The following is a 24,629-nucleotide window of genomic DNA, read 5'->3' as shown; positions in this document are numbered from 1 at the left end:
GTCCATCCGTGTCTTTCGTTATGCTCGTATCTTGCGCTGTGCGTTGGCCGGGCCCTCTGTCGTCCGTGTGCGATCGCCCATCAGGGCCCACGCCGCGCCGGAGTCACCGTTCTCGGCCTGTGGAAGGACCACTCTTGGCTGCCTCGAGCACCGATCTCACCCATGACATCGCCCTTCGCGCCGCCTCTCCGCGCGTCACGTTCGCGAAGCTCGACGACCCCCTTGCCGTCCCGGATCTGCTGAGCCTGCAGACCACATCGTTTGACTGGCTGCTCGGCAATGAGCGGTGGCAGGAGCGTGCCGCTGAAGCTGCTGAGGCTGGCCGCGAGGATGTGCCGCAGACCTCTGGCCTTGCGGACATCCTCGAGGAGATCTCCCCCATCGAGGACTTCGGCGGCAACATGTCGTTGTCCTTCCGCGATCACACCTTCGACGAGCCGAAGTACGGGGTCGAGGAGTGCAAGGAGAAGGACCTCACCTACGCTGCTCCGCTGTATGTCATCGCCGAGTTCATGAACAACGAGACCGGCGAGATCAAGACCCAGACGGTCTTCATGGGCGACTTCCCGCTCATGACCAACAAGGGCACCTTCATCATTAACGGCACCGAGCGTGTCGTCGTCTCGCAGCTGGTCCGCTCCCCGGGCGTGTACTTCGAGGAGACAATCGACAAGACCAGCGACAAGCACGTCTTCAACGCCAAGATCATCCCCTCGCGCGGTGCCTGGCTGGAGTTCGAGGTCGACAAGCGTGACCAGGTGGGCGTGCGCATCGATCGCAAGCGCAAGCAGTCAGTCACCACGCTGCTGCAGGCCCTGGGCATGTCCCACGCGGACATCCTCGAGGAGTTCGGCGAGTTCGAGTCGATGCGCTCCACTCTGGAGAAGGACCGCATCACCTCCCAGGATGAAGCGCTCATGGACATCTACCGCAAGCAGCGTCCGGGCGAGCCGCCCACGCGCGATGCGGGCGAGGCCATGCTGAACAACCTCTACTTCAACGAGAAGCGCTATGACCTGGCGAAGGTCGGCCGCTACAAGATCGGCAAGAAGCTGGGTATCGAGGGCCAGCTGTCCGAGTCCGTCCTGCGTCTCGAGGACATCGTCGCCACCATCAAGTACCTGGTGGCGCTTCACGAGGGCCTGACGGAGATGACCAGCGTTGACTCCCGCACCATTCGTGTGGAGACCGACGACATCGACCACTTCGGCAACCGTCGCATCCGCGCCGTCGGCGAGCTGATTCAGAACCAGTTCCGCACGGGCCTGTCCCGGATGGAGCGCGTGGTGCGCGAGCGCATGACCACGCAGGATGTCGAAGCGATCACGCCGCTGACGCTGATCAACATCCGCCCCGTGACCGCAGCGATCAAGGAGTTCTTCGGAACCTCCCAGCTGTCGCAGTTCATGGACCAGAACAACCCGCTGTCGGGTCTGACCCATAAGCGTCGTCTGTCGGCGCTCGGTCCCGGCGGTCTGTCCCGTGACCGCGCCGGCATGGAGGTGCGCGATGTCCACCCGTCGCACTACGGCCGCATGTGCCCGATCGAGACCCCTGAGGGTCCGAACATCGGCCTGATCGGTTCGCTCGCAACCTTCGCGCGCATCAATCCGTTCGGCTTCGTCGAGACCCCGTACCGCAAGGTCTCCGGTGGTGCGGTGACCGACAAGATCGTCTACCTCACCGCGGACGACGAGGATCGTCACGTCATCGCCCAGGCGAACGCGAAGCTGGACGACGACGGCCGCTTCACTGATGAACAGGTGCTGTGCCGACTGCCCGGTGGTGAGCCGGAGCTGATCGACGCGGCGGACGTTGACTTCATGGACGTCTCCGCGCGTCAGATGGTCTCCGTCGCCACCGCGATGATCCCCTTCCTCGAGCACGACGACGCCAACCGTGCGCTCATGGGCTCGAACATGCAGCGTCAGGCCGTGCCGCTGCTGCGCACCGAGATGCCGCTGGTCGGTACAGGTATGGAGCGTCGCGCCGCAGTGGACGCCGGCGATGTGGTGGTGGCCCAGAAGTCCGGTGTGATCGAGGAGCTGTCCGCCGATCTCATCTCCGTGATGGCCGACGACGGCACCCGTCAGACCTACTCGCTCGACAAGTTCCAGCGCTCGAATGCGGGCAACTGCTACAACCAGCGCGTCCTGTTCGACGAGGGTGACCGCGTCGAGGCCGGCTCGATCCTGGCAGATGGCCCGTCCACCGACGACGGTGAGCTCGCCCTGGGCAAGAACCTGCTGGTGGCGTTCATGTCCTGGGAGGGCCACAACTACGAGGACGGCATCATCCTGTCCTCCCGCCTGGTGCAGGATGACGTGCTCACGTCGATCCACATCGAGGAGCACGAGGTCGATGCGCGTGACACCAAGCTCGGCAAGGAAGAGATCACCCGTGACATCCCCAACGTGGGCGATGATGTCCTGGCCGATCTCGACGAGCGCGGCATCATCCGCATCGGTGCCGAGGTCGAACCCGGCGACATCCTCGTCGGCAAGGTGACCCCGAAGGGCGAGACCGAGCTGACCCCGGAGGAGCGCCTGCTGCGCGCCATCTTCGGTGAGAAGGCGCGTGAGGTGCGTGACACCTCGCTGCGCGTGCCCCACGGCGAGTCCGGCACCGTGATCGGTGTACGCGTGTTCACCGACGAGGAGGACGGAGACATCCTCCCCACCGGTGTGAACGAGATGGTCCGCGTCTACGTTGCCCAGAAGCGCAAGATCACCGACGGTGACAAGCTCGCGGGCCGGCACGGCAACAAGGGCGTCATCGCGAAGATCCTGCCGGTGGAGGACATGCCGTTCCTCGAGGACGGCACCCCCGTGGACATCATCCTCAACCCCATGGGCGTGCCCGGCCGCATGAACATCGGTCAGGTGATGGAGACCCATCTGGGGTGGGTCGCGAAGTCCGGCTGGGACCTGCCCGCTGACTCCACCTCCGCGGAGACGCTGCCGCAGGCCGCGCTGCACGGTGAGCCTGGCACCCCGGTGGCCGTCCCTGTGTTTGATGGCCTCACCGGCGACGAGCTCAACGAGCTGATCGTCAACCACCGTCCGAACCGCGATGGTGTGCAGATGGTCAAGGAGGACGGCAAGGCTCAGCTGTTCGATGGCCGCTCCGGTGAGCCGTTCCCGGTGCCGGTGTCCGTGGGCTACATGTACATCCTGAAGCTGCACCACCTGGTGGACGACAAGCTGCACGCCCGCTCGACCGGCCCGTACTCGATGATCACCCAGCAGCCGCTGGGCGGTAAGGCGCAGTTCGGTGGCCAGCGCTTCGGCGAGATGGAGGTGTGGGCCCTCGAGGCCTACGGCGCCGCGTACGCCCTGCAGGAGCTGCTGACCATCAAGTCCGATGACGTCACCGGCCGCGTGAAGGTGTACGAGTCGATCGTCAAGGGCGAGAACATCCCCGAACCGGGCATCCCGGAGTCCTTCCGCGTGCTGCTCAAGGAGATGCAGTCGCTGTGCCTGAACGTGGAGGTGCTGTCCTCTGACGGCTCCAGCGCCGAACTGCGTGAGAGCGACGAAGAGGTCTTCCGAGCTGCCGAGGAGCTCGGGATCGACCTGTCCCGCCGGCCCCACGAGGGCGTCGGCTCCATCGAAGAGGTCTGACGGTTCCGCTCCCCGCGGCCATCGGCCGCGGGGAGCGCCCGCAGCCCTGAACCCTCAGACCCCACGATTTTCGATTCGAGAGAAGGACATCCGTGCTCGACGTCAACACTTTTGACGAGCTCCGCATCGGCCTCGCAACCGCCGACGACATCCGTTCCTGGTCCTTCGGCGAGGTGAAGAAGCCGGAGACCATCAACTACCGCACCCTCAAGCCCGAGATGGACGGCCTGTTCTGCGAGAGCATCTTCGGTCCCACCCGGGACTGGGAGTGCTACTGCGGCAAGTACAAGCGCGTGCGCTTCAAGGGCATCGTCTGTGAACGCTGCGGTGTGGAGGTCACCAAGTCCGATGTGCGCCGTCAGCGCATGGGGCACGTGGAGCTTGCCGCTCCGGTGACTCACATCTGGTACTTCAAGGGCGTGCCCAGCCGCCTGGGCTACCTGCTGGACCTGGCTCCGAAGGACCTCGAGAAGGTCATCTACTTCGCGGCGTACATGATCACCGCCGTCGATGAGCAGGCCCGCCACGAAGACCTGCCTGATCTGCAGAGCCGCCACGACCTGGAGATCAAGGAGCTCGAGAACGAGCGGGACGCCGCCATCAATGAGCGCGCCGTCTCCGCGGAGAAGGATCTCGCCCAGCTCGAGGAAGAGGGCGCGAAGGCTGACGCCAAGCGGAAGGTTCGCGACTCCGCAGAGCGCGAGCAGGCGCAGATCCGCAAGAAGTACGACGCCGAGATCGGTCGCGTCACGGCCGTGTGGGAGCGCTTCACCTCGCTGAAGGTTGCCGACCTCGAAGGTGATGAGCAGCTGTACCGCGCTATGAAGCTGCGCTACGGCACCTACTTCGAGGGCGGTATGGGCGCTGAGGCCATCCAGAAGCGTCTGGAGACCTTCGACCTCGACTCCGAGGCCCAGGCCCTGCGCGAGGTCATTGCCACCGGCAAGGGCCAGAAGAAGGCTCGCGCCCTCAAGCGCCTCAAGGTCGTCTCCGCCTTCCGCAGCACCACCAACTCGCCCACCGGCATGGTGCTGGACTGCATCCCGGTGATCCCGCCGGACCTGCGTCCGATGGTGCAGCTGGACGGTGGCCGCTTCGCGACCTCCGACCTGAATGACCTGTACCGCCGCGTGATCAACCGCAACAACCGCCTCAAGCGCCTGCTGGACCTGGGCGCCCCTGAGATCATCGTGAACAACGAGAAGCGGATGCTGCAGGAGTCGGTGGACTCGCTGTTCGACAACGGCCGCCGTGGCCGTCCGGTGACCGGCCCGGGCAACCGCCCGCTGAAGTCCCTGTCCGACATGCTTAAGGGCAAGCAGGGCCGCTTCCGCCAGAACCTGCTGGGCAAGCGCGTGGACTACTCCGGCCGCTCCGTGATCGTGAACGGCCCGCAGCTGAAGCTGCACCAGTGCGGTCTGCCCAAGGGCATGGCGCTGGAGCTGTTCAAGCCGTTCGTGATGAAGCGCCTCGTCGAGCTGTCCCACGCTCAGAACGTGAAGGCCGCCAAGCGGATGGTCGAGCGCGCCCGCCCCGAGGTGTGGGACGTGCTCGAGGAAGTCATCACCGAGCACCCGGTGCTGCTGAACCGTGCGCCCACCCTGCACCGCCTGGGCATCCAGGCCTTCGAGCCGCAGCTGGTGGAGGGCAAGGCCATTCACCTGCACCCGCTCGTGTGCGCCGCCTTCAACGCGGACTTCGACGGTGACCAGATGGCCGTGCACCTGCCGCTGTCTGCAGAGGCGCAGGCCGAGGCCCGCATCCTGATGCTGTCCTCGAACAACATCCTCAAGCCGTCGGATGGCCGCCCGGTGACCATGCCCGCGCAGGACATGGTGATCGGCCTGTACCACCTGACCACGGTGTGTGAGGACACCGCTGGCGCTGGCCGTGCGTTCGCCTCCGTGGCGGAGGCAGTCATGGCCTATGACGCCGGCGATCTGGATCTCAACGCCCCGGTCACGATCCGGTTCGGCGCGGGTGAGATCGTGCCGCCGCGCGACTGGGAGGCTCCCGAGGGCTGGACCGAGGGTGATCCCGTCACGCTGGTCACCACGCTGGGCACCGTCTACTTCAATGAGACTCTGCCGATGGACTTCCCGTTCGTGCAGGGGCAGGTGGCCAAGAAGCGTCTGGGCTCGATCGTGAACGAGCTGGCCGAGCGCTACGACAAGGGCCAGGTCTCCGCGTCGCTCGACGCGCTCAAGGCCTACGGCTTCACGTGGGGCACCCGCTCGGGCGTCTCTTTCGCGTTCTCCGACATCGTCGCGCCTGACAGCAAGGCGGAGATCGTCGCGAAGTACGAGAAGAAGGCCGCGCAGGTGCAGGAGAACCGTGACCTGGGTCTGGTCTCCGAGGCCGAGCGCAACATGGAGCTCATCGACATCTGGACCGAGGCGACCAATGAGGTCGATGAGGCGATGCGCGCCAACTTCGAGGAGTCCAACACGATCTACCGTGTGGTGCACTCCGGTGCCCGCGGCAACTGGATGCAGATCCGCCAGATCGCCGGTATGCGCGGTCTGGTGAACAACCCGAAGGGTGAGATCATCCCGCGCCCGATCCTCTCCAACTACAAGGAGGGGCTGTCGGTGCTGGAGTACTTCATCGCCTCGCACGGTTCCCGTAAGGGTCTGGCGGATACGGCGCTGAAGACCGCCCAGTCGGGCTACCTCACGCGTCGTCTGGTGGACGTCTCTCAGGACGTCATCGTCCGTGAGGCGGACTGCGGTACCGCCAAGGGCTTCGTGCTGCCGATCGCGGTGGAAGAGGCCGGCGCGCTGCGTCCGCACGAGAACGTGGAGACCACCGTCTACGGCCGTACCCTGGCTGTGGCGGTGACCGACGAGGACGGCACTGAGCTCGCCCCGGCGGGAGCTGACGTGGGTGATGAGCTGATCGCCAACCTGATCGCCCACGGCGTGCGTGAGGTGAAGATCCGCTCCGTGCTCAGCTGTGACTCGGCCGTGGGCACGTGCGCGAAGTGCTACGGCCGCTCGCTGGCCACCGGTCAGCTGGTGGACATCGGCGAGGCCGTGGGCATCGTCGCCGCGCAGTCCATCGGTGAGCCGGGCACCCAGCTGACCATGCGTACGTTCCACTCCGGTGGTGTCGCGAGCGCTGACGGCGATATCACCCATGGTCTGCCGCGTGTGCAGGAGCTGTTCGAGGCTCGCACCCCGGCTGGCTTCGCGCCGATCACCGAGGTGGCCGGTCGGGTGGAGATCGAGGAGACCGACAAGCAGCGTCGGATCACGATCACGCCTGACGATGGCTCGGACCCGGTCTCCTACACCGTCTCCAAGCGCGTCACGCTCCTGGTGGGCGATGGCGAGCACGCGGAGGTCGGCCAGCAGCTGTCGCAGGGCTCCGTGGATCCCAAGCAGGTGCTGCGCATCCTCGGCCCCCGCGCGGTGCAGCAGCACCTGGTGAACGAGGTCCAGAAGGTGTACATCTCCCAGGGCGTGGACATCCACGCCAAGCACATCGAGGTCATTGTGCGGCAGATGCTGCGTCGCGTGACGATCATCGAGTCGGGCGACACCGATCTGCTGCCGGGCGATTTCACCGAGCGCGTCACCTTCGAGCGGGAGAACCGCCGCGTTCTGGCCGAGGGCGGGCAGCCCGCCTCGGGCCGTCCGGAGCTCATGGGCATCACGAAGGCGTCGCTTGCGACGGATTCGTGGCTGTCGGCCGCGTCCTTCCAGGAGACCACGCGCGTGCTCACCGAGGCCGCTCTGAACCGCAAGAGCGACATGCTCATGGGCCTCAAGGAGAACGTGATCATCGGCAAGCTGATCCCGGCCGGCACCGGCCTGCAGCGTTTCCGCCGCATCGTGGTGGAGCCCACCGACGAGGCGAAGGCTCAGATGTACCAGGTTCCCGGGTACGACGAGCTGGACTTCTCCGGCTTCGGCACGAACGGCGCGGTGAACCTGGACGACATCGACTACGCCGATCCGTTCCGCACCGATCTGCGCTGAGTCGTCCACCGACGACCACTGACGGGGCCGCTTCCCTGACGGGGAGGCGGCCCCGTCGTCCGTCGGGCCCTGGCTGTGTCGCCGTTGACGAAGTGCTCCGCTGTACTGCTGGTGCCACGATCCCGAGCCCCACCACGCTGTCCAGCTCGCCGAGCTGTCCCGTCCGCGTCGCCGACGACGCGGACAATGCCGATGCGTGGTCGGGGACGTGACCCGGCTCCCCTGAACCGTCACGCGACGGTAAAGAACAGTGCGTGCTCCGTCCAAACTCCCGTCTATCGCCTTCCCTGCCCCGATGATGGGCACCACGATGGATGACGCGACAGTCCGAGCGATGATCTTCCCCGCAGCGCCCCCAGCGGAGCGCGCGCTCGCCCGGGCTCGGTGGCTCATCGGCCGCCCGCACACGAACCGTGAACACAGCGAGGACTGCGACCCCGGGTCGCGCGAAGGACGTGGACGTGAAGACGAAGGGCTGGATCGCGGCGGCTGCCGCGGCATGCGTGGTGGCCGTTGGCGGCGGTGGCACCGCCTACGCCATGCAGAACGAGATCACCGTCTACCACTACGGAACCCCGAGCACGGTGCGGACGTACAGCACCACGGTCGAAGACCTCCTGAAGGCTCAGGGCATTGAGGTTCACAAGAACGATCTCGTGATCCCCGACCTCGGCACCACCGTGGACGATGGCACCGAGATCCAGGTCATCCAGCGCCGCCCCGCCACGGTCACCGTCGACGGCACCGCTGAAGAGGTCCTGACCACCGGCACCACCGTGCAGGACGCCCTGGACGAGCTCGACCTTGACCTCGAGGGCGCCGCGATCACGCCGGATGTCTCCACTGAGCTCGCCGCCGACGGGACGGACGTCGAGGTCACCACCAGCAAGACCATCACCATCAAGGGCCAGCGTGGCCAGGACACCTTCACCGTCAACGCCGCCACCGTCGGCGAAGCGATGAAGAAGGTTCTGGGCGATTACCAGGATGCCGACAAAGCACTGCTGAATGGCAAGGAGATCGACAAGAGCTCCGCCATCGAGGACGGCGCCACCTACCAGATCGTGCGCACCCGCCAGAAGGAGCGCACCGAGACTGAAGAGGTCGCCTTCACCACCGAGACCAAGAAGTCGGACTCCCTCTTCACCGGCGAGACCAAGGTCGAGACCAAGGGAGTCAAGGGGGAGAAGACCACCACCCTTCGCGACACCCTCGTCGACGGCAAGGTGACGGAGACCGAGACCCTGTCCGAAAAGGTCACCAAGGAGCCCGTGACCGAGGTCGTTCTCGAAGGAACCAAGGAGAAGCCGAAGAACCGCGAGGAGACCCGCTCGAACGGATCCTCGAAGAACCGTGACGGCGAGTCGTCACGCGGCGCAGATCGCGAGTCCCCGAAGCGTTCCACCTCGAGCACCGATCAGAGCGGCTCCGGCGTCGGTGCCACTCAGACCTGCAAGGCCTCCCACTACGGCCAGGGCGATGGCACCCACGGTGGCCCGACCGCCAGCGGCGAGCGCTTCAACAAGCACGCCATGACCGCGGCCCACAAGAGCCTGCCGCTGGGTACCCGCATCCGCGTCACGAACAACAACACCGGCCAGAGCGTCGTTGTCCGGATCAACGACCGCGGTCCATACGTCGGCGGACGCTGCCTGGACCTGTCATACGGCGCGTTCTCCGCGATCGGCAACCCCGGCTCCGGCGTCATGACCGTCTCCTGGCAGCGCGTGGGCTGACCCACCGGGTTCCACACCAGCCAGATAGCGTCACGGCCCTGCCCTGCACCCTTGAGGTGGAGGGCAGGGCCGCTCCCGTCGGCGGCGGCAGAAGCAGAAACGGGCCGTTGCATGTGATGTGCGTCGGAGGAGACGCCGCCCTTTGACCGCATCCACTCGACCTCACTAGACTCACAAGAGCGTCCGGAGTGCCCTCTGGTCGTGAGCAGGGACGAAAAGCCCAGGTGCCCCGTGTGAGAGCGCGGAGCACAGGGTGTCCCCCGCGAGGAGCGGATCCTTGCGGTGTGCCCGAAATCGGCGTGGCGGGTGTGCCCACCCGGCGTCGAGGGCAGCGATCACGGTCCTTCGCACGCCCGGCCGGTGCCACCGGTCGGACGGGTCGGGCGCCTGTTCCCCGGGCATGGGGGAGCGGCGTCTGGGTCGTCGGCCGCAATCGCGGTCGAAGAAGGTGATCCGTCGGGACCAACAGCCCCGTCGGCCGCACAGGAAGAGAAGAAGTGCCCACTATTCAGCAGTTGGTGCGCAAGGGACGGCAGGACAAGTCCGCCGCCTCGAAGACGCCGGCGCTCAAGGGTTCGCCCCAGCGCCGCGGCGTCTGCACGCGCGTGTACACCACCACTCCGAAGAAGCCGAACTCGGCGCTGCGCAAGATTGCGCGTGTGCGCCTGTCCACCGGTATCGAGGTGACCGCCTACATCCCCGGCGTCGGCCACAACCTGCAGGAGCACTCCATCGTGCTCGTGCGCGGCGGCCGTGTGAAGGATCTGCCGGGCGTGCGCTACAAGATCGTGCGCGGCTCCCTCGACACTCAGGGAGTGAAGGGCCGCCAGCAAGCCCGCTCCCGCTACGGCGCGAAGAAGGAGAAGAAGTAATGCCTCGTAAGGGAGCAGCTCCCAAGCGCCAGCTCGTGGTGGACCCCGTCTACGGTTCCCCGCTGGTCACCCAGCTCATCAACAAGATCCTGCTTGACGGCAAGAAGACCGTCGCCGAAAACATCGTGTACAACGCCCTCGAAGGCTGCCGCGAGAAGAACGGCCAGGATCCCGTCGCCACGCTCAAGAAGGCGCTCGACAATATCCGCCCCAGCCTCGAGGTGCGCTCCCGGCGCGTCGGCGGCGCGACCTACCAGGTCCCCGTCGAGGTCAAGGCCGGTCGCTCCACTACGCTGGCGCTTCGCTGGCTGGTCGGGTACTCGCGGGCTCGCCGTGAGCACACCATGACCGAGCGACTGATGAACGAGATCCTCGACGCATCCAACGGCCTCGGTGCCGCTGTGAAGCGCCGCGAGGACACGCACAAGATGGCCGAGTCGAACAAGGCCTTCGCCCACTACCGCTGGTGAGAACGTTGGGGGCCTGCATTGGCGGGCCCCCGACGCCTCCCCGGCTCCCGTCGACCAGCAGCAGTCCTCCAGAAAGGCACAAGCCCGTGGCACTCGCAGTGCTCAGCGACCTCAACAAGGTCCGCAACATCGGCATCATGGCTCACATCGATGCCGGCAAGACCACCACGACCGAGCGCATCCTCTTCTACACCGGTGTCAACTACAAGATGGGCGAGACCCATGACGGTGCCGGCACCATGGACTGGATGGAGCAGGAGAAGGAGCGCGGCATCACGATCACGTCGGCCGCGACCACCTGCTACTGGCACGACAACCAGATCAACATCATCGACACCCCCGGCCACGTCGACTTCACCGTCGAGGTGGAGCGCTCGCTGCGCGTGCTCGACGGCGCGGTCGCCGTGTTCGACGGTAAGGAGGGCGTCGAGCCCCAGTCCGAGACTGTGTGGCGCCAGGCCGACAAGTACGAAGTGCCCCGCATCTGCTTCGTCAACAAGATGGACAAGCTGGGCGCCGACTTCTTCTTCACCGTGAAGACCATCGTCGATCGCCTGGGCGCCAAGCCGCTGGTGATGCAGGTCCCGATCGGTGCGGAGAACGACTTCCGCGGCGTGATCGACCTGGTGGAGATGAAGGCCTACGAGTGGCCGGATGTCTTCCCGGAGGACGAGCCTGCCTTCAACGCCAAGAAGGGCGACCCGTCGATGGGCCAGGTGCAGCTTGAGATCCCGATCCCCGAGGATCTTGCCGACACCGTTGAGGAGTACCGCAGCAAGCTCGTCGAGGACGTTGCTGAGAGCTCCGAGGAGCTCATGGAGAAGTACCTCGAGGAGGGCGACCTCTCCGTCGAGGACCTCAAGGCCGGCATCCGCAAGCTGACCGTGAACTCCGAGGCGTACCCCGTGTTCTGCGGCTCCGCCTTCAAGAACAAGGGCGTGCAGCCGATGCTGAACGCCGTCATCGACTTCCTGCCCTCGCCGCTGGATGTGCCCCCGATGGTGGGCCACAAGCCGGGCGATGAGGAGACCGAGCTGACCCGCGCCCCCTCCACCGACGAGCCGTTCTCCGCGCTCGCCTTCAAGGTGGCCGCGCACCCGTTCTTCGGTGCTCTCACCTACGTGCGTGTGTACTCCGGTCACGTGGAGACGGGCGCCCAGGTGCTCAACGCCACCACCGGCAAGAAGGAGCGCGTGGGCAAGCTCTTCCAGATGCACTCCAACAAGGAGAACCCCGTCGATGAGGCGTTCGCCGGCCACATCTACGCCTTCATCGGTCTGAAGGACTCCACCACCGGTGACACGCTCTGCGATCCGCAGAACCCGATCCAGCTGGAGTCCATGAGCTTCCCTGAGCCCGTGATCTCGGTGGCCATCGAGCCCAAGACCAAGGGTGATCAGGAGAAGCTGGGCGTCGCCATCCAGAAGCTCGCCAAGGAGGATCCGACCTTCCAGGTGCAGCTCGATGAGGAGACCGGCCAGACCGTTATCAAGGGCATGGGCGAGCTCCACCTCGACATCCTTGTGGACCGCATGAAGCGCGAGTTCAAGGTCGAGGCGAATATCGGCAAGCCGCAGGTCGCCTACCGCGAGACCATCAAGCGCACCGTCGAGAAGTTCGACTACACGCACAAGAAGCAGACCGGTGGCTCCGGCCAGTTCGGTAAGGTGCAGATCACCTTCGCGCCCCTCGTGGACGCGGAGGAAGGCGTGTTCTACGAGTTCGAGAACCTGGTCACCGGCGGCCGCATCCCGCGCGAGTACATCCCGAGCGTGGACGCCGGCATCCAGGACGCACTGGCCTCCGGCATCCTCGCCGGATACCCGGTTGTGAACGTGAAGGCGTCGCTCATCGACGGCGCCTACCACGACGTCGACTCCTCCGAAATGGCGTTCAAGATCGCCGGTTCCATGGCCACCAAGGAAGCTCTGAAGAAGGCGCAGCCGTGCCTGCTCGAGCCGGTCATGAGCGTCGAGGTGCGCACGCCGGAGGAGTACATGGGAGATGTCATCGGCGACCTGAACTCGCGTCGCGGTCAGGTTCAGTCGATGGAGGACGCGAGCGGGGTCAAGATCGTCCGTGCTCTCGTCCCGCTGTCGGAGATGTTCGGGTACGTCGGCGACCTGCGGTCCAAGACCCAGGGCCGTGCGATGTACACCATGCAGTTCGACAGCTACGCGGAGGTCCCGTCGAACATCGCCGACGAGATCATCGCGAAGACCCGGGGCGAGTGAGACGTCGGGGCGTCGGGGTAGTCTCTGCCTCGTCGCCCCGCCCTCCAGCGGGCGTCCGCAACCGGCGGGCTCCCTCCCGATCCAGAAGTACCCGAGATAGACAGTCCTAGGAGGACACCACCATGGCGAAGGCCAAGTTCGAGCGGACCAAGCCGCACGTCAACATCGGCACCATCGGTCACGTTGACCACGGCAAGACCACGCTGAGCGCCGCGATCTCGAAGGTCCTGTACGACAAGTTCCCGGATCTGAACGAGAAGCGTGACTTCGACACCATCGATAACGCGCCGGAGGAGAAGCAGCGCGGTATCACGATCAACGTCTCGCACATCGAGTACCAGACCGACAAGCGTCACTACGCGCACGTCGACGCCCCCGGCCACGCCGACTACGTGAAGAACATGATCACGGGTGCGGCGCAGATGGACGGCGCCATCCTCGTGGTGGCCGCCACCGACGGCCCGATGGCCCAGACCCGCGAGCACGTTCTGCTCGCCAAGCAGGTTGGCGTCCCCTACCTGCTGTGCGCGCTGAACAAGGCCGACATGGTCGACGACGAGGAGATCCTCGAGCTCGTCGAGATGGAGGTCCGCGAGATGCTGGGCTCCCAGGGCTTCGATGAGGACGCGCCGGTCATCAAGGTTTCCGCGCTGAAGGCTCTTGAGGGCGACCCGGAGTGGGTCAAGTCCGTCGAGGAGCTCATGGAGGCCGTGGACGAGAGCATCCCGGACCCGGTCCGCGATCTCGACCAGCCGTTCCTCATGCCGATCGAGGACGTCTTCACCATTCAGGGCCGTGGCACCGTGGTGACCGGCAAGGTCGATCGCGGCAAGCTCGAGGTGAACTCCGAGGTCGAGATCCTCGGTATCCGCCCGGCGCAGAAGACCACCGTCACCGGTATCGAGATGTTCCACAAGCAGATGGACGAGGCATGGGCCGGCGAGAACTGCGGCCTGCTGCTGCGTGGCACCAAGCGTGAGGACGTCGAGCGCGGCCAGGTCGTGGCCAAGCCCGGCACCATCACCCCGCACACCAACTTCGAGGCTCAGGTCTACATCCTGTCCAAGGACGAGGGTGGCCGCCACAACCCCTTCTACTCGAACTACCGTCCGCAGTTCTACTTCCGTACCACGGACGTGACCGGCGTGATCACCCTGCCCGAGGGCACCGAGATGGTCATGCCCGGCGACAACACCGAGATGTCGGTCGAGCTCATCCAGCCGATCGCCATGGAGGAGGGCCTCGGCTTCGCCATCCGTGAGGGTGGCCGCACCGTTGGCTCCGGCCGCGTCACCAAGATCACCAAGTGATCGCAGCGGGCTTCGCCCGCAGGTGATGCAGCCGCGTCCATGACGCGGTCTGCACGACCACACAGCAGCCCCCGGACCTCAGGGTCCGGGGGCTGTGTCGTACTCGGAGTCCGGGCCGACGCGGTGGCGTCGTCGGCGCCGGAACGCGAGGAGCTGTAGCACGCTGTATCAGCGGTCGCGAGGATCCTCGATGCCGTCGGCGGATGCGCGTGAACCCCCAGGCACGTCAGACCGGTCCGTGCCTGGGGAGCCCGCGTCGTCGTGCTCCGCGGGCGCCGCCTGTCCGTACGAGGGACGAGAGCGGCCCTGCGCAGTCTGCTCGGTCTCGGGACGTGGCCCGGGCAGACCGTAGCTCGGACGATCAGAGCGGGGCTGCTCGGAGCGTGCAGGTGCAGGTGGGGGAGTGATCGCGCCGGTGTCGATGAGGATCCGGCGTGCAGCCTCGACGTCGGTGTGCTCAACCATGAGCTCGTACTGCATCGGCACTGTGGCAGTCATCGAGGTGAAATCGCGTCGGCCACCGGTGGCGGCATATCCGATCACTGACCAGGTCGTGAAAAACACGACGCCCATCAGGATGGAGGTGAGCACCATGATGAACGGGGCGTCAGTGAGGAGCACGAACAGCAGCCCCAGGAACAGGCCCATCCAGATGCCCGAGAGGATTCCGCTGCCGATCACGTTGCCCCAGCTGCGGCGGCCCGTGACGCGTTCGAGCAGCTTGAGGTCGGTTCCCACGATCATCGTGCGCTGCACGGGGAACTCATGATCAGCGAGCGTGTCCACCACAGCTTGCACTTCGGCGTAGGTGGAATACACGCCGAGCGAGCGCGGATGATCGAGCTCGTAGAGCTTGGCGGTCAGGGGAGAGTAGCCGCGGGTCTGTTGTGCCATGAGGTCACGCTATCCGCCGCGACCGGGAGCTGCCTGGAGGAGCTTGACAGTGAATACGTGTCTGTGCGGGTATTCAGCGCGCAACGCGTCATGCGTCGTGTGCGCTGACGCTAGGAAGGGGAGGGAAGAGCAGGAGCTGTTCACGTAGCGAGATGCTGCCGTGTCGATGTAGACAATGGTCGGCAAATCATCGGTATCCTGCTCTTGCCTTGCAGCGGCCTGGCTGTGCCGGACATTCCGTCCGTGGCGCATGGTGGGTACCTATGAGGCACAGCGCCCGGTCGTCTCACTCCGGGTAGCCGGCGGAGGACCCGCGTCTTCCGGCCTTTCAACGACGAAAGAGGAACCATGGCAGACACCACCCGCATGATGACCCCCCTTGAGCGCCTCGGGGCGTCGCGTCGTCATTTCCTTGCACTGGCGGGCGCCAGTGTTGGGGCGTCGGCCCTGGCGGCGTGTGCTGCCGGAGGCGGCGATTCGAAGGAGAGCGGCGGCTCCGTCACCGGCGAAGGGGAGAAGAGCGACGACAACCCGCTGGCCGTTGACGGCAGTCTTCCGGTGGAGGTCGTGATCTTCAACGGCGGGTATGGCGACCAGTACGGTAAGGATGCCGGTGAAAAGTACAAGGAGATGTACTCGGAGGCCGACGTCACGGTCGATTCGACCGTGAACATCCAGCCGGACCTGCAGCCTCGTTTCGCTGGCGGCAACCCGCCTGATCTGTTCGACAACTCCGGGGCGCAGAAACTGTCGATCGACGGGCTGGTTCCGCAGCTCGCGGGCCTCGAGGACCTGCTGGCAGCCCCCATGCTGGACGGCGAGGGCACCATCGAGGACAACCTGCTGCCCGGCGTGAAATCCCCGGGCATGTTCGGCGATAAGTTCCTGGGGCTGAACTACGTCTACACCGTGTTCGCCCTGTGGTACTCCGCCAAGGAGTTCGAAGAGAAGGGTTGGGAGGTTCCGCAGACCTGGGATGACCTGATGGCACTCGGGGAAAAGGTCAAGGGGGAGGGCCGCTATCTCTTCTCCTTCGGCGGTCAGAACGCCTCCAACTACTACCAGGAGATGGCCCTGTCCATGGCTGCCCAGCTCGGTGGCAAAGAGGTCATGACCACAATTGACCGTCTCGAGGCAGACGCCTTCTCGCAGGATGCTGTCGTCAAGGCCTACGACGCGATGGGTGAGGCCGTCAAGGCCGGCTATTTCCAGCCCGGTGGTGAGGGCATCAAGCACACCGACGCCCAGACCGCCTGGGTGCAGGGCGAGTCCGTCTTCTATCCCTCGGGCTCCTGGATCGAGAACGAGCAGGCCGACGTCACCCCAGAGGGCTATGACATGACAGCGGCCCCGTACCCGGCTGTCGGCGAGGGAGCCCTGCCCTACGGCGCCATCCACGGCACCGCGGCCGAGCAGTTCTTCGTGCCCTCCGGCGGTCAGAATCCGGCCGGCGGCGCCGAGTTCTTGCGCATCATGCTCTCCAAGGAGCAGGCAGCGAACTTCTCCGAGCTCACCAAGGCCCCGTCCGTCGTCAAGGACACTGTCCCCGAGGACGGCTTCGGCTCGACCGCTCTCGCCTCGGTGAACAAGCTCATCCAGGCGGCGGGCGACAACACCTTCACCTACAACTTCTCCGACTGGTACGGCCTGGGCACTGACTCGGTCACCAACTGGACCTCGTTCCTCAAGGGTGACATCGACGCGGCCGAGCTGCGTGAGAAGGAGCAGGCGATGATCGACGCGGTCCGCGAGGACGACTCGATCACGAAGTTCGAGGTCGCCGAGTGACGTTCCCGGTCACAGCAAGACCCGCGCAGCCCCAGGCCGGGGGAGTGACGGCTTCCCCGGCCCGGCGCCGCCGGCGGCGTCCGACTCCTGCTCGGATGCTCTTCTTCCTCGTCTTCCTCGGTATCCCGGTCACGGTGTACCTCATGTTCGTGGTGTCACCGTTCGTCCAGTCGTTCTACTACTCGCTGACGAGCTGGAGCGGGCTGTCCCAGAACATCGAGTTCATCGGGCTGAACAACTACCTCACCCTCTACCGGGACGGGGTCTTCTGGGCCTCGCTACGCAACAACCTTGTGCTGCTGCTCGTGCTGCCGGTGGTGACGATCTCGCTGGCCTACGCCTTGGCGGTCATGCTGACCTTCGGCGGTCAGAGTCGAGGTGGAGTGCGCGGTGTGCGCGGCGCCGGGTTCTACCGGGTCGTGAGTTTCTTCCCCTACGCCGTGCCGGCGGTGATCACCGCCATCCTGTTCAACTTCATCTACCACCCCAGCGGCGGCCTGCTCAACGGGGTGCTGAACATTCCGGCGCGCGTGTTCGGGTTGGAGCCGATCCGTATCGCATGGCTCGGTGACCAGCGGTTCGCGCTGGGCGCGGTGTCGTTCGCGATCGTCTGGACGTTCGTGGGCTTCTACATGGTGCTCTTCGTTGCCGCGATCAAGGGCATCGGCCAGGAGGTGCTCGAAGCGGCTCGGATCGACGGCGCTGGTCGAGTGCGGACTGCAGTGCAGATCGTCCTGCCGATGGTCCGCGACAACGTCTCCACAGCGCTGGTGTACATGGGCATTTTCGCGCTGGACGCTTTCACGTTCGTCTCCGTGATGACCCCGAACGGGGGAACATCCAATTCCACGAAGGTGGTCTCACTGCACCTGTACCAGACCGCGTTCAGTGAGGGGAAGTTCGGTCTTGCCTCTGCGATGGGCGTGGTCATGGCCGTGGTGACCATGCTTGTGGCCCTGGTCGTGATCACGCTGGGACGGTCGAAGGAGAGCAAGCGATGAACACGAGGCAGCAGGTAGCGGGCGAGAGCATCGAGGGCGAGACCGCGGCTCGAGGCCGTGAAGGCCGCGCCACCGGTGATGCTGGCGTGGGGATCGTGTCCCACCTTGTGCTCGCGCTGTGGGCAATCATGGTGATCGCCCCACTTCTGTGGACGATCTACACATCGTTCAAGACGTCGAAAGAGATCCTCACCGATCCGTTCGGCCTGCCCGCAGTGCCGCAGTTCGGCAACTATCCGCGAGCCTGGGATGAGGCACGCATCGGAGAGTACTTCCTCAACACGATCATCGTGGTGGGAGCGGCTCTTTTCCTCGTGATGCTGCTGGGATCGATGTGTGCCTACGTGTTGGCGCGCTTCCGCTTCCGCGGCAATCGGCTGATCTACTTCGGTATGGTCGCCGGACTCACCTTCCCCATCTTCCTTGCGGTGCTGCCGCTGTTCTTCATCCTGAAGAACATGGGACTCCTGGACGGAAGGCTGGGGCTGGTTGGTGTGATCCTCTCCTACGTCGCTTTCGCGCTGCCGTTCACGGTCTTCTTCATGCATTCCTTCTTCGTGGGTCTGCCCGAGGAGATCAGTGAGGCGGCGGCTATCGATGGCGCCGGCGATTTCCGCACCTTCTTCCAGATCATGTTGCCGATGGCGAAGCCGGGGCTGATCTCGGTGGCGATCTTCAACTTTCTCGGGCTGTGGAACCAGTATCTGCTGCCCCTGGTGCTCAACACCGAGAAAGAGAACTACGTTCTCGCGCAGGGCTTGGTGAACCTGCAGGCCCAGCAGGGGTATCGCACCGACTGGGGAGGAATGTTCGCGTCGGTGGTCATCACGGTGGTGCCCGTGCTCGTGGTGTACGTGATCTTCCAGCGTCAGCTGCAGGGCGGCGTTGATCCCAGCACGAACAAATGACTCACCGGGGCCCGTGCAGGGCCCGGCCGAGCTGCAGCATGATCGGGCGTTGCCTCGCTGTCCCGCAGGCGCTGCCCGAGCTTCCACGTGAGCTGTGCCGCATGTGACGGGCTAGACCGCCGCCATGTCTTGTCGGCAGTGGCCCAGCGGTGGCAGACTGTTCGAGTTGTCTGCGTGGGCCGACATGCCCGGTTCCGTTCTCTGTCGACACATCGGCGGCGAATGATCACCGGATGAGGCCCAACCCGAGGATGCGAACGGTGCCCCGCACCGATGGCGCATCGCAGCAGGGATGTCAGCAGACGCAGCCGAACATCGGCGGCCGACGGGAGGCCTGTGCGCCCCGCGGAGGCCGACACGCCCGTCCTCGGGTGTCGGTGTGAGGCCGCATTCATGCCAGACGAGAGAGAGACAGGACGCCATGGCGGGACAGAAGATCCGCATCCGGCTCAAGTCGTACGACCACGAGGTGATCGACAGCTCGGCGCGCAAGATCGTCGACACGGTCACCAGTGCGGGCGCGACGGTCGTGGGCCCGGTGCCGCTGCCGACGGAGAAGAACGTGTTCTGCGTGATCCGTTCCCCCCACAAGTACAAGGACTCCCGTGAGCACTTCGAGATGCGCACGCACAAGCGACTGATCGACATCGTCGATCCCACGCCCAAGGCCGTGGACTCGCTCATGCGCCTCGACCTGCCGGCGGACGTCAACATCGAGATCAAGCTCTGAGGTAAGTCGACATGAGCAACGAACTGACAGGGCAGCGTGCGCGCGCCGTGGCCGGCGTGCTCGGCACGAAGCTCGGTATGACCCAGGTGTGGGACGAGCAGGGCAAGCTCATCCCGGTGACCGTCGTGCAGGCGGGCCCGAACGTCGTCACCCAGGTGCGGTCCGTGGAGACCGACGGATACGACGCTGTGCAGATCGCCTACGGCCAGATCGACCCCCGCAAGGTGTCCAAGCCGCTGCGCGGCCACTTCGAGAAGGCTGGCGTCACCCCACGCCGGCACCTCGCTGAGCTGCGCACCATCGATGCCGCCGACTACACCGTCGGCCAGGAGATCGACGCCTCGGTCTTCGAGGCCGGCCAGAAGGTCGACGTTGTGGGCACCTCCAAGGGCAAGGGCACCGCTGGTGTCATGAAGCGCCACGGCTTCGCCGGCGTGGGCGCCTCCCACGGTCAGCACCGCAACCACCGCAAGCCGGGCTCCATCGGCGGCGCGTCCACCCCGGGCCGCGTCTTCAAGGGCCTGCGTATGGCGGGCCGCATGGGTAACGCCCGCACCAGTGTTCAGAACCTGACCGTGCACGCGGTCGACGTCGAGAAGGGCCTCGTGCTCGTCAAGGGAGCCGTCCCCGGCCCCAAGGGCGGTCTCGTGCTGGTCCGCTCGGCTGTCAAGAGCCCCGCGAAGGAGGCCTGAGAGCGATGGCAGCGAATCTGACTGTCGATGTGCTCGACCCGGCCGGCAAGAAGACCGGCTCCGTTGAGCTCCCCGCGTCGATCTTCGACGTGCAGACCAACGTCCCCCTGATCCACCAGGTCGTCGTGGCCCAGCAGGCTGCCGCCCGTCAGGGCACCCACAAGGCGAAGACCCGTGGTGAGGTCTCCGGCGGTGGGCGCAAGCCGTACAAGCAGAAGGGCACCGGCCGCGCTCGTCAGGGCTCGATCCGCGCCCCGCAGTTCACCGGCGGTGGCACAGTGCACGGCCCCGTGCCGCGCGACTACGCGCAGCGCACCCCGAAGAAGATGAAGGCCGCGGCTCTGCGCGGTGCTCTCTCGGACCGGGCGCGTCACGGCCGCGTGCACGTGGTCTCCTCCCTGCTGGAGGGTGATGTCCCCTCGACCCGCGCAGCTCGCGAGACCCTGGCTCGTCTCTCGGATCGCCGCCACCTGCTGGTGGTCGTGACCCGCGATGACAACCTGGGCGCGCTGAGCACCCGCAACCTGGCCTCCGCGCACGTGCTGTACGCCGACCAGCTCAACACGCTCGACGTCATGATCAGTGACGACGTCGTGTTCACCGCTGGCGCGCTCGAGGACTTCGTGGCTCTGGCCACGCTGTCCGTGCCGGTCTCCTCCTTCGCTGCCGCCAAGCAGGCTGGCACCACGAAGGTCGATGAGAAGGCCGATGAGAAGAAGGACGCCCCCGCGACGGCCACGGCTGCCGCGGCCGATGTCGACGCCCCCTATGGCGAGGGATCCGCTGCGGCTCTGGCCGACGGCTCCGCCCCCGAGGGCTTCACCATCAAGGGCAACAAGGACTCGATGAAGTTCCACACCGAGGATTCCCCGTGGTACGGCCGCACCAAGGCCGAGGTCTGGTTCGCGACGACGGAGGCCGCTGAGGCCGCCGGCTTCGTGAACGCCCAGCGGGCGTCCACTGAGGAGGAGTCGAAGTGACCACCCTGCACAAGGACCCCCGCGACGTCCTGCTCGCGCCCGTCGTGTCCGAGAAGAGCTACGGCCTGATGGACGAGGGCAAGTACACCTTCCTGGTGGACGCTCGCGCGAACAAGACCGAGATCAAGATCGCTGTCGAGAAGATCTTCGACGTGAAGGTCGCCTCGGTGAACACCATCAACCGCCAGGGCAAGGCGCGTCGCACGCGCTTCGGCATGGGCAAGCGCAACGACACCAAGCGCGCCATTGTCACCCTGGTTGACGGAACCATCGACATCTTCGGAGGGTCGGTCGCCTGAGGCGCCGACGCACGAGGATCGAAGAGAGTCTGAGGGAAACCCACCATGGGAATTCGTAAGCACAAGGCGTCTACGCCGGGCCGTCGTGGCTCGAGCGTCGCCGACTTCGTCGAGATCACCCGCTCCGAGCCGGAGAAGTCGCTGGTCCGCCCGCTGAGCAAGTCCGGCGGTCGCAACGCCAGCGGTCGTGTGACCTCCCGCCACCGCGGTGGCGGCCACAAGCGCGCCTACCGCGTGATCGACTTCCGCCGCGCGGACAAGGACGGCGTGAACGCGAAGGTCGCACACATCGAGTACGACCCGAACCGCACCGCACGCATCGCACTGCTGCACTACACCGACGGCGAGAAGCGCTACATCCTCGCCCCGTCGAAGCTGCGTCAGGGCGACGTCGTCGAGAACGGCCCGAGCGCGGACATCAAGCCGGGCAACAACCTGCCCCTGAAGAACATCCCGCTGGGCACCGTGGTGCACGCCATTGAGCTGCGCCCCGGCGGCGGGGCCAAGATCGCCCGCTCCGCCGGCGCCTCCGTGCAGCTGGTCGCCAAGGAGGGGAAGTATGCGCAGCTGCGCATGCCCTCCGGGGAGATTCGCAATGTCGATGCACGCTGCCGCGCCACCATTGGCGAGGTCGGCAACGCCGAGCAGTCCAACATCAACTGGGGCAAGGCCGGCCGCATGCGGTGGAAGGGCAAGCGCCCCCACGTCCGCGGTGTCGTCATGAACCCGGTGGACCACCCGCACGGTGGTGGCGAAGGCCGCACCTCCGGCGGTCGTCACCCGGTGTCGCCCTGGGGCCAGCCCGAGGGCCGCACCCGCCGTCCGGGCAAGGAGAGCGACAAGCTCATCGTTCGCCGTCGTCGTACGGGCAAGAAGCGCTGATAGGGAGAAAAGCAGATGCCTCGCAGTATCGCCAAGGGCCCGTTCGTCGACGACCACCTGCAGAAGAAGGTGGACGCCCAGAACGAGAAGGGCACCAAGAACGTCATCAAGACCTGGTCGCGTCGTTCGGTCATCACCCCGGACTTCCTCGGCCACACCTTCGCAGTGCACGACGGCCGCAAGCACGTCACGGTGTTCGTCACCGAGTCGATGGTCGGCCACAAGCTCGGAGAGTTCGCTCCCACGCGGACTTTCAAGGGCCACGAGAAGGACGACAGGAAGGGCCGCCGTCGCTGACCCGTCGGTCAGTTCGGCAGCTCGTCGAGAACTCGAAGAAGAAAGCAGGACAGCAATGGAAGCCAAGGCGCAGGTGCGGTATCTCCGCATGTCGCCCATGAAGGCTCGCCGCGTTGTGGACCTGATTCGTGGCAAGAGCACCGTCGAGGCACTGGACACCCTGCGGTTCGCCCCGCAGGCCGCCAGCGAGCCCGTCGCCAAGCTCGTGAAGTCCGCGATCGCCAACGCGCGGGTGAAGGCAGACCAGGCGGGGGAGCGGTTCGATGAGCGTGAGCTCGTCGTCTCCGCCGCGTACGTCGACGAAGGTCCGACCATGAAGCGGTTCCAGCCGCGTGCTCAGGGTCGTGCCTTCCAGATCAAGAAGCGCACCAGCCACGTAACCGTGGTGGTCGCTCCCGCAGAGAAGTAAGGGGAACCGAAGAATGGGCCAGAAGGTCAATCCGAACGGGTTCCGCCTCGGGATCACCACGGAGCACACCAGCCGGTGGTTCGCCGATTCCTCCAAGGAGGGGCAGCGGTACCGCGACTACGTGAAGGAAGACGTCGCGATCCGCAAGCTCATGTCCGAGGGGCTCGAGCGTGCCGGCATCTCCAAGGTCGAGATCGAGCGCACCCGTGACCGTGTCCGCGTCGACCTCCACACCGCCCGCCCCGGCATTGTCATCGGGCGTCGTGGTGCTGAGGCCGAGCGTCTGCGTGGCGAGCTGGAGAAGCTCACCGGTAAGCAGATCCAGCTGAACATCCTCGAGGTGAAGAACCCCGAGGCTGACGCTCAGCTGGTCGCTCAGGGCATCGCCGAGCAGCTCGCCGCCCGCGTGTCCTTCCGTCGCGCTATGCGCAAGGGCATCCAGTCCGCGCAGCGTGCTGGCGCGAAGGGTATCCGCGTGGCCGTCTCGGGCCGCCTGGGCGGTGCTGAGATGAGCCGCAGCGAGTTCTACCGCGAGGGGCGCGTGCCGCTGCACACCCTGCGCGCGAACATCGACTACGGCTTCTACGAGGCACGTACCGCCTTCGGCCGCATCGGCGTGAAGGTGTGGATCTACAAGGGCGATATGACCGCGAAGGAGCTCGCGCAGCAGCAGGCCGCGCAGGCTCCCCGCTCAGGCCGCGGACCCCGCGCTGAGCGTCCCCGCGGTCGTCGCAACGAGCGCAACGCTGCCGCACGTCGCGAGCAGGAGCAGAAGCAGAACGCTTCGGCGCCCGCCGCGGAGCAGGCCGCTGCGCCCGCTGAGTCCGGAACGGAGGCCTGAGGGTCATGCTGATTCCCCGCAGGACCAAGCACCGCAAGCAGCACCATCCCGGCCGCAGTGGCATGGCCAAGGGCGGCACCGAGCTGGCCTTCGGCGAGTTCGGCCTGCAGGCGCTCTCGCCTGCGTACGTCACGAACCGTCAGATTGAGGCTGCCCGTATCGCCATGACGCGCTACATGAAGCGTGGCGGCAAGGTGTACATCAACATCTACCCCGACCGTCCGCTCACCAAGAAGCCTGCCGAGGTCCGCATGGGCTCCGGTAAGGGCTCCGTGGAGTGGTGGGTCGCCAACGTCAAGCCGGGTCGCGTCATGTTCGAGATCGCCGGCGTTGATGAGCAGGTTGCTCGCGAGGCGCTGCGCCTGGCGATGCACAAGCTCCCCATGAAGTGCCGCATTCTGAGCCGAGAGGGTGGTGACATCTGATGGCAGCGACGAAGCTCACCGCCGAGGAGCTCGACAAGCTGGATGACTCCAAGCTTGCCGATGAGCTGGCCAAGGCCAAGGACGAGCTGTTCAAGCTCCGTTTCCAGTCAGCCACCGGTCAGCTGGAGAGCTCCGGCCGGCTGCGGTCCGTCAAGAAGGACATCGCACGGATCTACACGATCGTGCGCGAGCGTGAGCTCGGGATCCGCCAGGCGCCCGGTAGCGCCGAGTGACCGCGAAGCGAGGAACCGAAAC

Annotated in this window: 21 protein-coding genes; 20 read left to right on the top strand and 1 reads right to left on the bottom strand. The window is 65.7% G+C overall.

Annotated features, from left to right (window positions below; translation table 11 throughout):
• The first annotated feature begins 134 nt into the window (after positions 1 to 134).
• The 7 genes from rpoB (at position 135) to tuf (ending at position 14,228) form a co-directional block, all read left to right on the top strand.
• The gene (gene rpoB, locus C8271_RS11470) at positions 135 to 3,623 is read left to right on the top strand and encodes a DNA-directed RNA polymerase subunit beta (protein ID WP_106507400.1); all 3,489 of its coding nucleotides are present in this window, start codon (positions 135 to 137) and stop codon (positions 3,621 to 3,623) included.
• Positions 3,624 to 3,715: 92 nt separating this feature from the next.
• On the top strand, positions 3,716 to 7,606 hold the full coding sequence (locus C8271_RS11465; RefSeq protein ID WP_106507399.1) for a DNA-directed RNA polymerase subunit beta': 3,891 nt from the start codon (positions 3,716 to 3,718) through the stop codon (positions 7,604 to 7,606).
• Positions 7,607 to 8,067: 461 nt separating this feature from the next.
• Positions 8,068 to 9,342 carry a septal ring lytic transglycosylase RlpA family protein gene (locus C8271_RS11460; RefSeq protein ID WP_106507398.1) on the top strand — a complete coding sequence of 425 codons (1,275 nt, stop codon included), beginning with the start codon at positions 8,068 to 8,070 and terminating at the stop codon, positions 9,340 to 9,342.
• Positions 9,343 to 9,839: 497 nt separating this feature from the next.
• Positions 9,840 to 10,214 carry a 30S ribosomal protein S12 gene (gene rpsL, locus C8271_RS11455; RefSeq protein ID WP_106507397.1) on the top strand — a complete coding sequence of 125 codons (375 nt, stop codon included), beginning with the start codon at positions 9,840 to 9,842 and terminating at the stop codon, positions 10,212 to 10,214.
• A complete protein-coding gene (rpsG, locus tag C8271_RS11450) occupies positions 10,214 to 10,684 on the top strand; it encodes a 30S ribosomal protein S7 (RefSeq protein ID WP_106507396.1) in 471 nt (156 codons plus the stop codon). The genes rpsL and rpsG overlap by 1 nt, the downstream gene beginning before the upstream one ends.
• 86 nt (positions 10,685 to 10,770) lie before the next feature.
• On the top strand, positions 10,771 to 12,918 hold the full coding sequence (gene fusA, locus C8271_RS11445) for an elongation factor G (protein ID WP_106507395.1): 2,148 nt from the start codon (positions 10,771 to 10,773) through the stop codon (positions 12,916 to 12,918).
• Positions 12,919 to 13,040: 122 nt separating this feature from the next.
• Positions 13,041 to 14,228 carry an elongation factor Tu gene (gene tuf, locus C8271_RS11440; RefSeq protein ID WP_106507394.1) on the top strand — a complete coding sequence of 396 codons (1,188 nt, stop codon included), beginning with the start codon at positions 13,041 to 13,043 and terminating at the stop codon, positions 14,226 to 14,228.
• A 168-nt stretch (positions 14,229 to 14,396) separates the two neighbouring features.
• Here tuf and C8271_RS11435 read toward each other — a convergent pair whose 3' ends face one another.
• A complete protein-coding gene (locus C8271_RS11435) occupies positions 14,397 to 15,122 on the bottom strand; it encodes a YflT domain-containing protein (protein WP_212591344.1) in 726 nt (241 codons plus the stop codon).
• 348 nt (positions 15,123 to 15,470) lie between these two features.
• Here C8271_RS11435 and ngcE point away from each other — a divergent pair, with 348 nt between their 5' ends.
• The 13 genes from ngcE (at position 15,471) to rpmC (ending at position 24,607) form a co-directional block, all read left to right on the top strand.
• Positions 15,471 to 16,910 (top strand): N-acetylglucosamine/diacetylchitobiose ABC transporter substrate-binding protein, encoded by a 1,440-nt coding sequence (gene ngcE / locus C8271_RS11430; protein ID WP_106507393.1) that lies wholly within the window; start codon positions 15,471 to 15,473, stop codon positions 16,908 to 16,910.
• Between the two features lie 95 nt (positions 16,911 to 17,005).
• On the top strand, positions 17,006 to 17,911 hold the full coding sequence (locus C8271_RS11425; protein WP_106507392.1) for a carbohydrate ABC transporter permease: 906 nt from the start codon (positions 17,006 to 17,008) through the stop codon (positions 17,909 to 17,911).
• Positions 17,908 to 18,819 carry a carbohydrate ABC transporter permease gene (locus C8271_RS11420; protein ID WP_106507391.1) on the top strand — a complete coding sequence of 304 codons (912 nt, stop codon included), beginning with the start codon at positions 17,908 to 17,910 and terminating at the stop codon, positions 18,817 to 18,819. The genes C8271_RS11425 and C8271_RS11420 overlap by 4 nt, the downstream gene beginning before the upstream one ends.
• Before the next feature lie 421 nt (positions 18,820 to 19,240).
• Positions 19,241 to 19,549 carry a 30S ribosomal protein S10 gene (gene rpsJ / locus C8271_RS11415; RefSeq protein WP_015776378.1) on the top strand — a complete coding sequence of 103 codons (309 nt, stop codon included), beginning with the start codon at positions 19,241 to 19,243 and terminating at the stop codon, positions 19,547 to 19,549.
• Positions 19,550 to 19,560: 11 nt separating this feature from the next.
• Entirely contained in the window at positions 19,561 to 20,241 is a 681-nt protein-coding gene (gene rplC / locus C8271_RS11410; protein ID WP_106507390.1) for a 50S ribosomal protein L3, read from the top strand.
• Between the two features lie 5 nt (positions 20,242 to 20,246).
• Positions 20,247 to 21,221, top strand: a complete 975-nt coding sequence (gene rplD / locus C8271_RS11405) for a 50S ribosomal protein L4, sunset domain variant (protein WP_106507389.1) — start codon at positions 20,247 to 20,249, stop codon at positions 21,219 to 21,221.
• Positions 21,218 to 21,520: a 50S ribosomal protein L23 gene (rplW, locus tag C8271_RS11400; RefSeq protein WP_106507388.1), complete on the top strand. Its 303-nt coding sequence runs from the start codon at positions 21,218 to 21,220 to the stop codon at positions 21,518 to 21,520. Before rplD ends, rplW begins: the two co-directional genes overlap by 4 nt.
• Positions 21,521 to 21,565: 45 nt before the next feature.
• Entirely contained in the window at positions 21,566 to 22,402 is an 837-nt protein-coding gene (gene rplB, locus C8271_RS11395) for a 50S ribosomal protein L2 (RefSeq protein ID WP_106507387.1), read from the top strand.
• A 15-nt stretch (positions 22,403 to 22,417) separates the two neighbouring features.
• A complete protein-coding gene (rpsS, locus tag C8271_RS11390) occupies positions 22,418 to 22,699 on the top strand; it encodes a 30S ribosomal protein S19 (protein WP_106507386.1) in 282 nt (93 codons plus the stop codon).
• Positions 22,700 to 22,754: 55 nt separating this feature from the next.
• Positions 22,755 to 23,108, top strand: coding sequence for a 50S ribosomal protein L22 (gene rplV, locus C8271_RS11385; protein WP_106507385.1), 354 nt, complete (start codon positions 22,755 to 22,757; stop codon positions 23,106 to 23,108).
• Between the two features lie 13 nt (positions 23,109 to 23,121).
• The gene (gene rpsC, locus C8271_RS11380) at positions 23,122 to 23,949 is read left to right on the top strand and encodes a 30S ribosomal protein S3 (RefSeq protein ID WP_106507384.1); all 828 of its coding nucleotides are present in this window, start codon (positions 23,122 to 23,124) and stop codon (positions 23,947 to 23,949) included.
• A gap of 5 nt (positions 23,950 to 23,954) precedes the next feature.
• On the top strand, positions 23,955 to 24,374 hold the full coding sequence (gene rplP, locus C8271_RS11375; RefSeq protein WP_106507383.1) for a 50S ribosomal protein L16: 420 nt from the start codon (positions 23,955 to 23,957) through the stop codon (positions 24,372 to 24,374).
• Entirely contained in the window at positions 24,374 to 24,607 is a 234-nt protein-coding gene (gene rpmC / locus C8271_RS11370) for a 50S ribosomal protein L29 (protein WP_106507382.1), read from the top strand. The genes rplP and rpmC overlap by 1 nt, the downstream gene beginning before the upstream one ends.
• The last annotated feature ends 22 nt before the right edge of the window (positions 24,608 to 24,629 follow it).

Origin of the sequence: Brachybacterium timonense, from assembly GCF_900258505.1 — a bacterium.
GTDB lineage: Bacteria > Actinomycetota > Actinomycetes > Actinomycetales > Dermabacteraceae > Brachybacterium > Brachybacterium timonense.
Note: the sequence above shows the minus strand (reverse complement) of the source record. Positions and strands in the feature narration are given on the sequence as shown.

What these genes read in the sequence shown, in the direction of transcription:
- rpsG (WP_106507396.1), top strand. Translation starts at nt 10,214, where the DNA reads ATGCCTCGTAAGGGAGCAGCTCCCAAGCGCCAGCTCGTGGTGGACCCC.
- tuf (WP_106507394.1), top strand. Translation starts at nt 13,041, where the DNA reads ATGGCGAAGGCCAAGTTCGAGCGGACCAAGCCGCACGTCAACATCGGC.
- C8271_RS11435 (WP_212591344.1), bottom strand. Translation starts at nt 15,122, where the DNA reads ATGGCACAACAGACCCGCGGCTACTCTCCCCTGACCGCCAAGCTCTAC.
- ngcE (WP_106507393.1), top strand. Translation starts at nt 15,471, where the DNA reads ATGGCAGACACCACCCGCATGATGACCCCCCTTGAGCGCCTCGGGGCG.
- C8271_RS11425 (WP_106507392.1), top strand. Translation starts at nt 17,006, where the DNA reads ATGCTCTTCTTCCTCGTCTTCCTCGGTATCCCGGTCACGGTGTACCTC.
- C8271_RS11420 (WP_106507391.1), top strand. Translation starts at nt 17,908, where the DNA reads ATGAACACGAGGCAGCAGGTAGCGGGCGAGAGCATCGAGGGCGAGACC.
- rpsJ (WP_015776378.1), top strand. Translation starts at nt 19,241, where the DNA reads ATGGCGGGACAGAAGATCCGCATCCGGCTCAAGTCGTACGACCACGAG.
- rplC (WP_106507390.1), top strand. Translation starts at nt 19,561, where the DNA reads ATGAGCAACGAACTGACAGGGCAGCGTGCGCGCGCCGTGGCCGGCGTG.
- rplD (WP_106507389.1), top strand. Translation starts at nt 20,247, where the DNA reads ATGGCAGCGAATCTGACTGTCGATGTGCTCGACCCGGCCGGCAAGAAG.
- rplB (WP_106507387.1), top strand. Translation starts at nt 21,566, where the DNA reads ATGGGAATTCGTAAGCACAAGGCGTCTACGCCGGGCCGTCGTGGCTCG.
- rpsS (WP_106507386.1), top strand. Translation starts at nt 22,418, where the DNA reads ATGCCTCGCAGTATCGCCAAGGGCCCGTTCGTCGACGACCACCTGCAG.
- rplV (WP_106507385.1), top strand. Translation starts at nt 22,755, where the DNA reads ATGGAAGCCAAGGCGCAGGTGCGGTATCTCCGCATGTCGCCCATGAAG.
- rpsC (WP_106507384.1), top strand. Translation starts at nt 23,122, where the DNA reads ATGGGCCAGAAGGTCAATCCGAACGGGTTCCGCCTCGGGATCACCACG.
- rplP (WP_106507383.1), top strand. Translation starts at nt 23,955, where the DNA reads ATGCTGATTCCCCGCAGGACCAAGCACCGCAAGCAGCACCATCCCGGC.
- rpmC (WP_106507382.1), top strand. Translation starts at nt 24,374, where the DNA reads ATGGCAGCGACGAAGCTCACCGCCGAGGAGCTCGACAAGCTGGATGAC.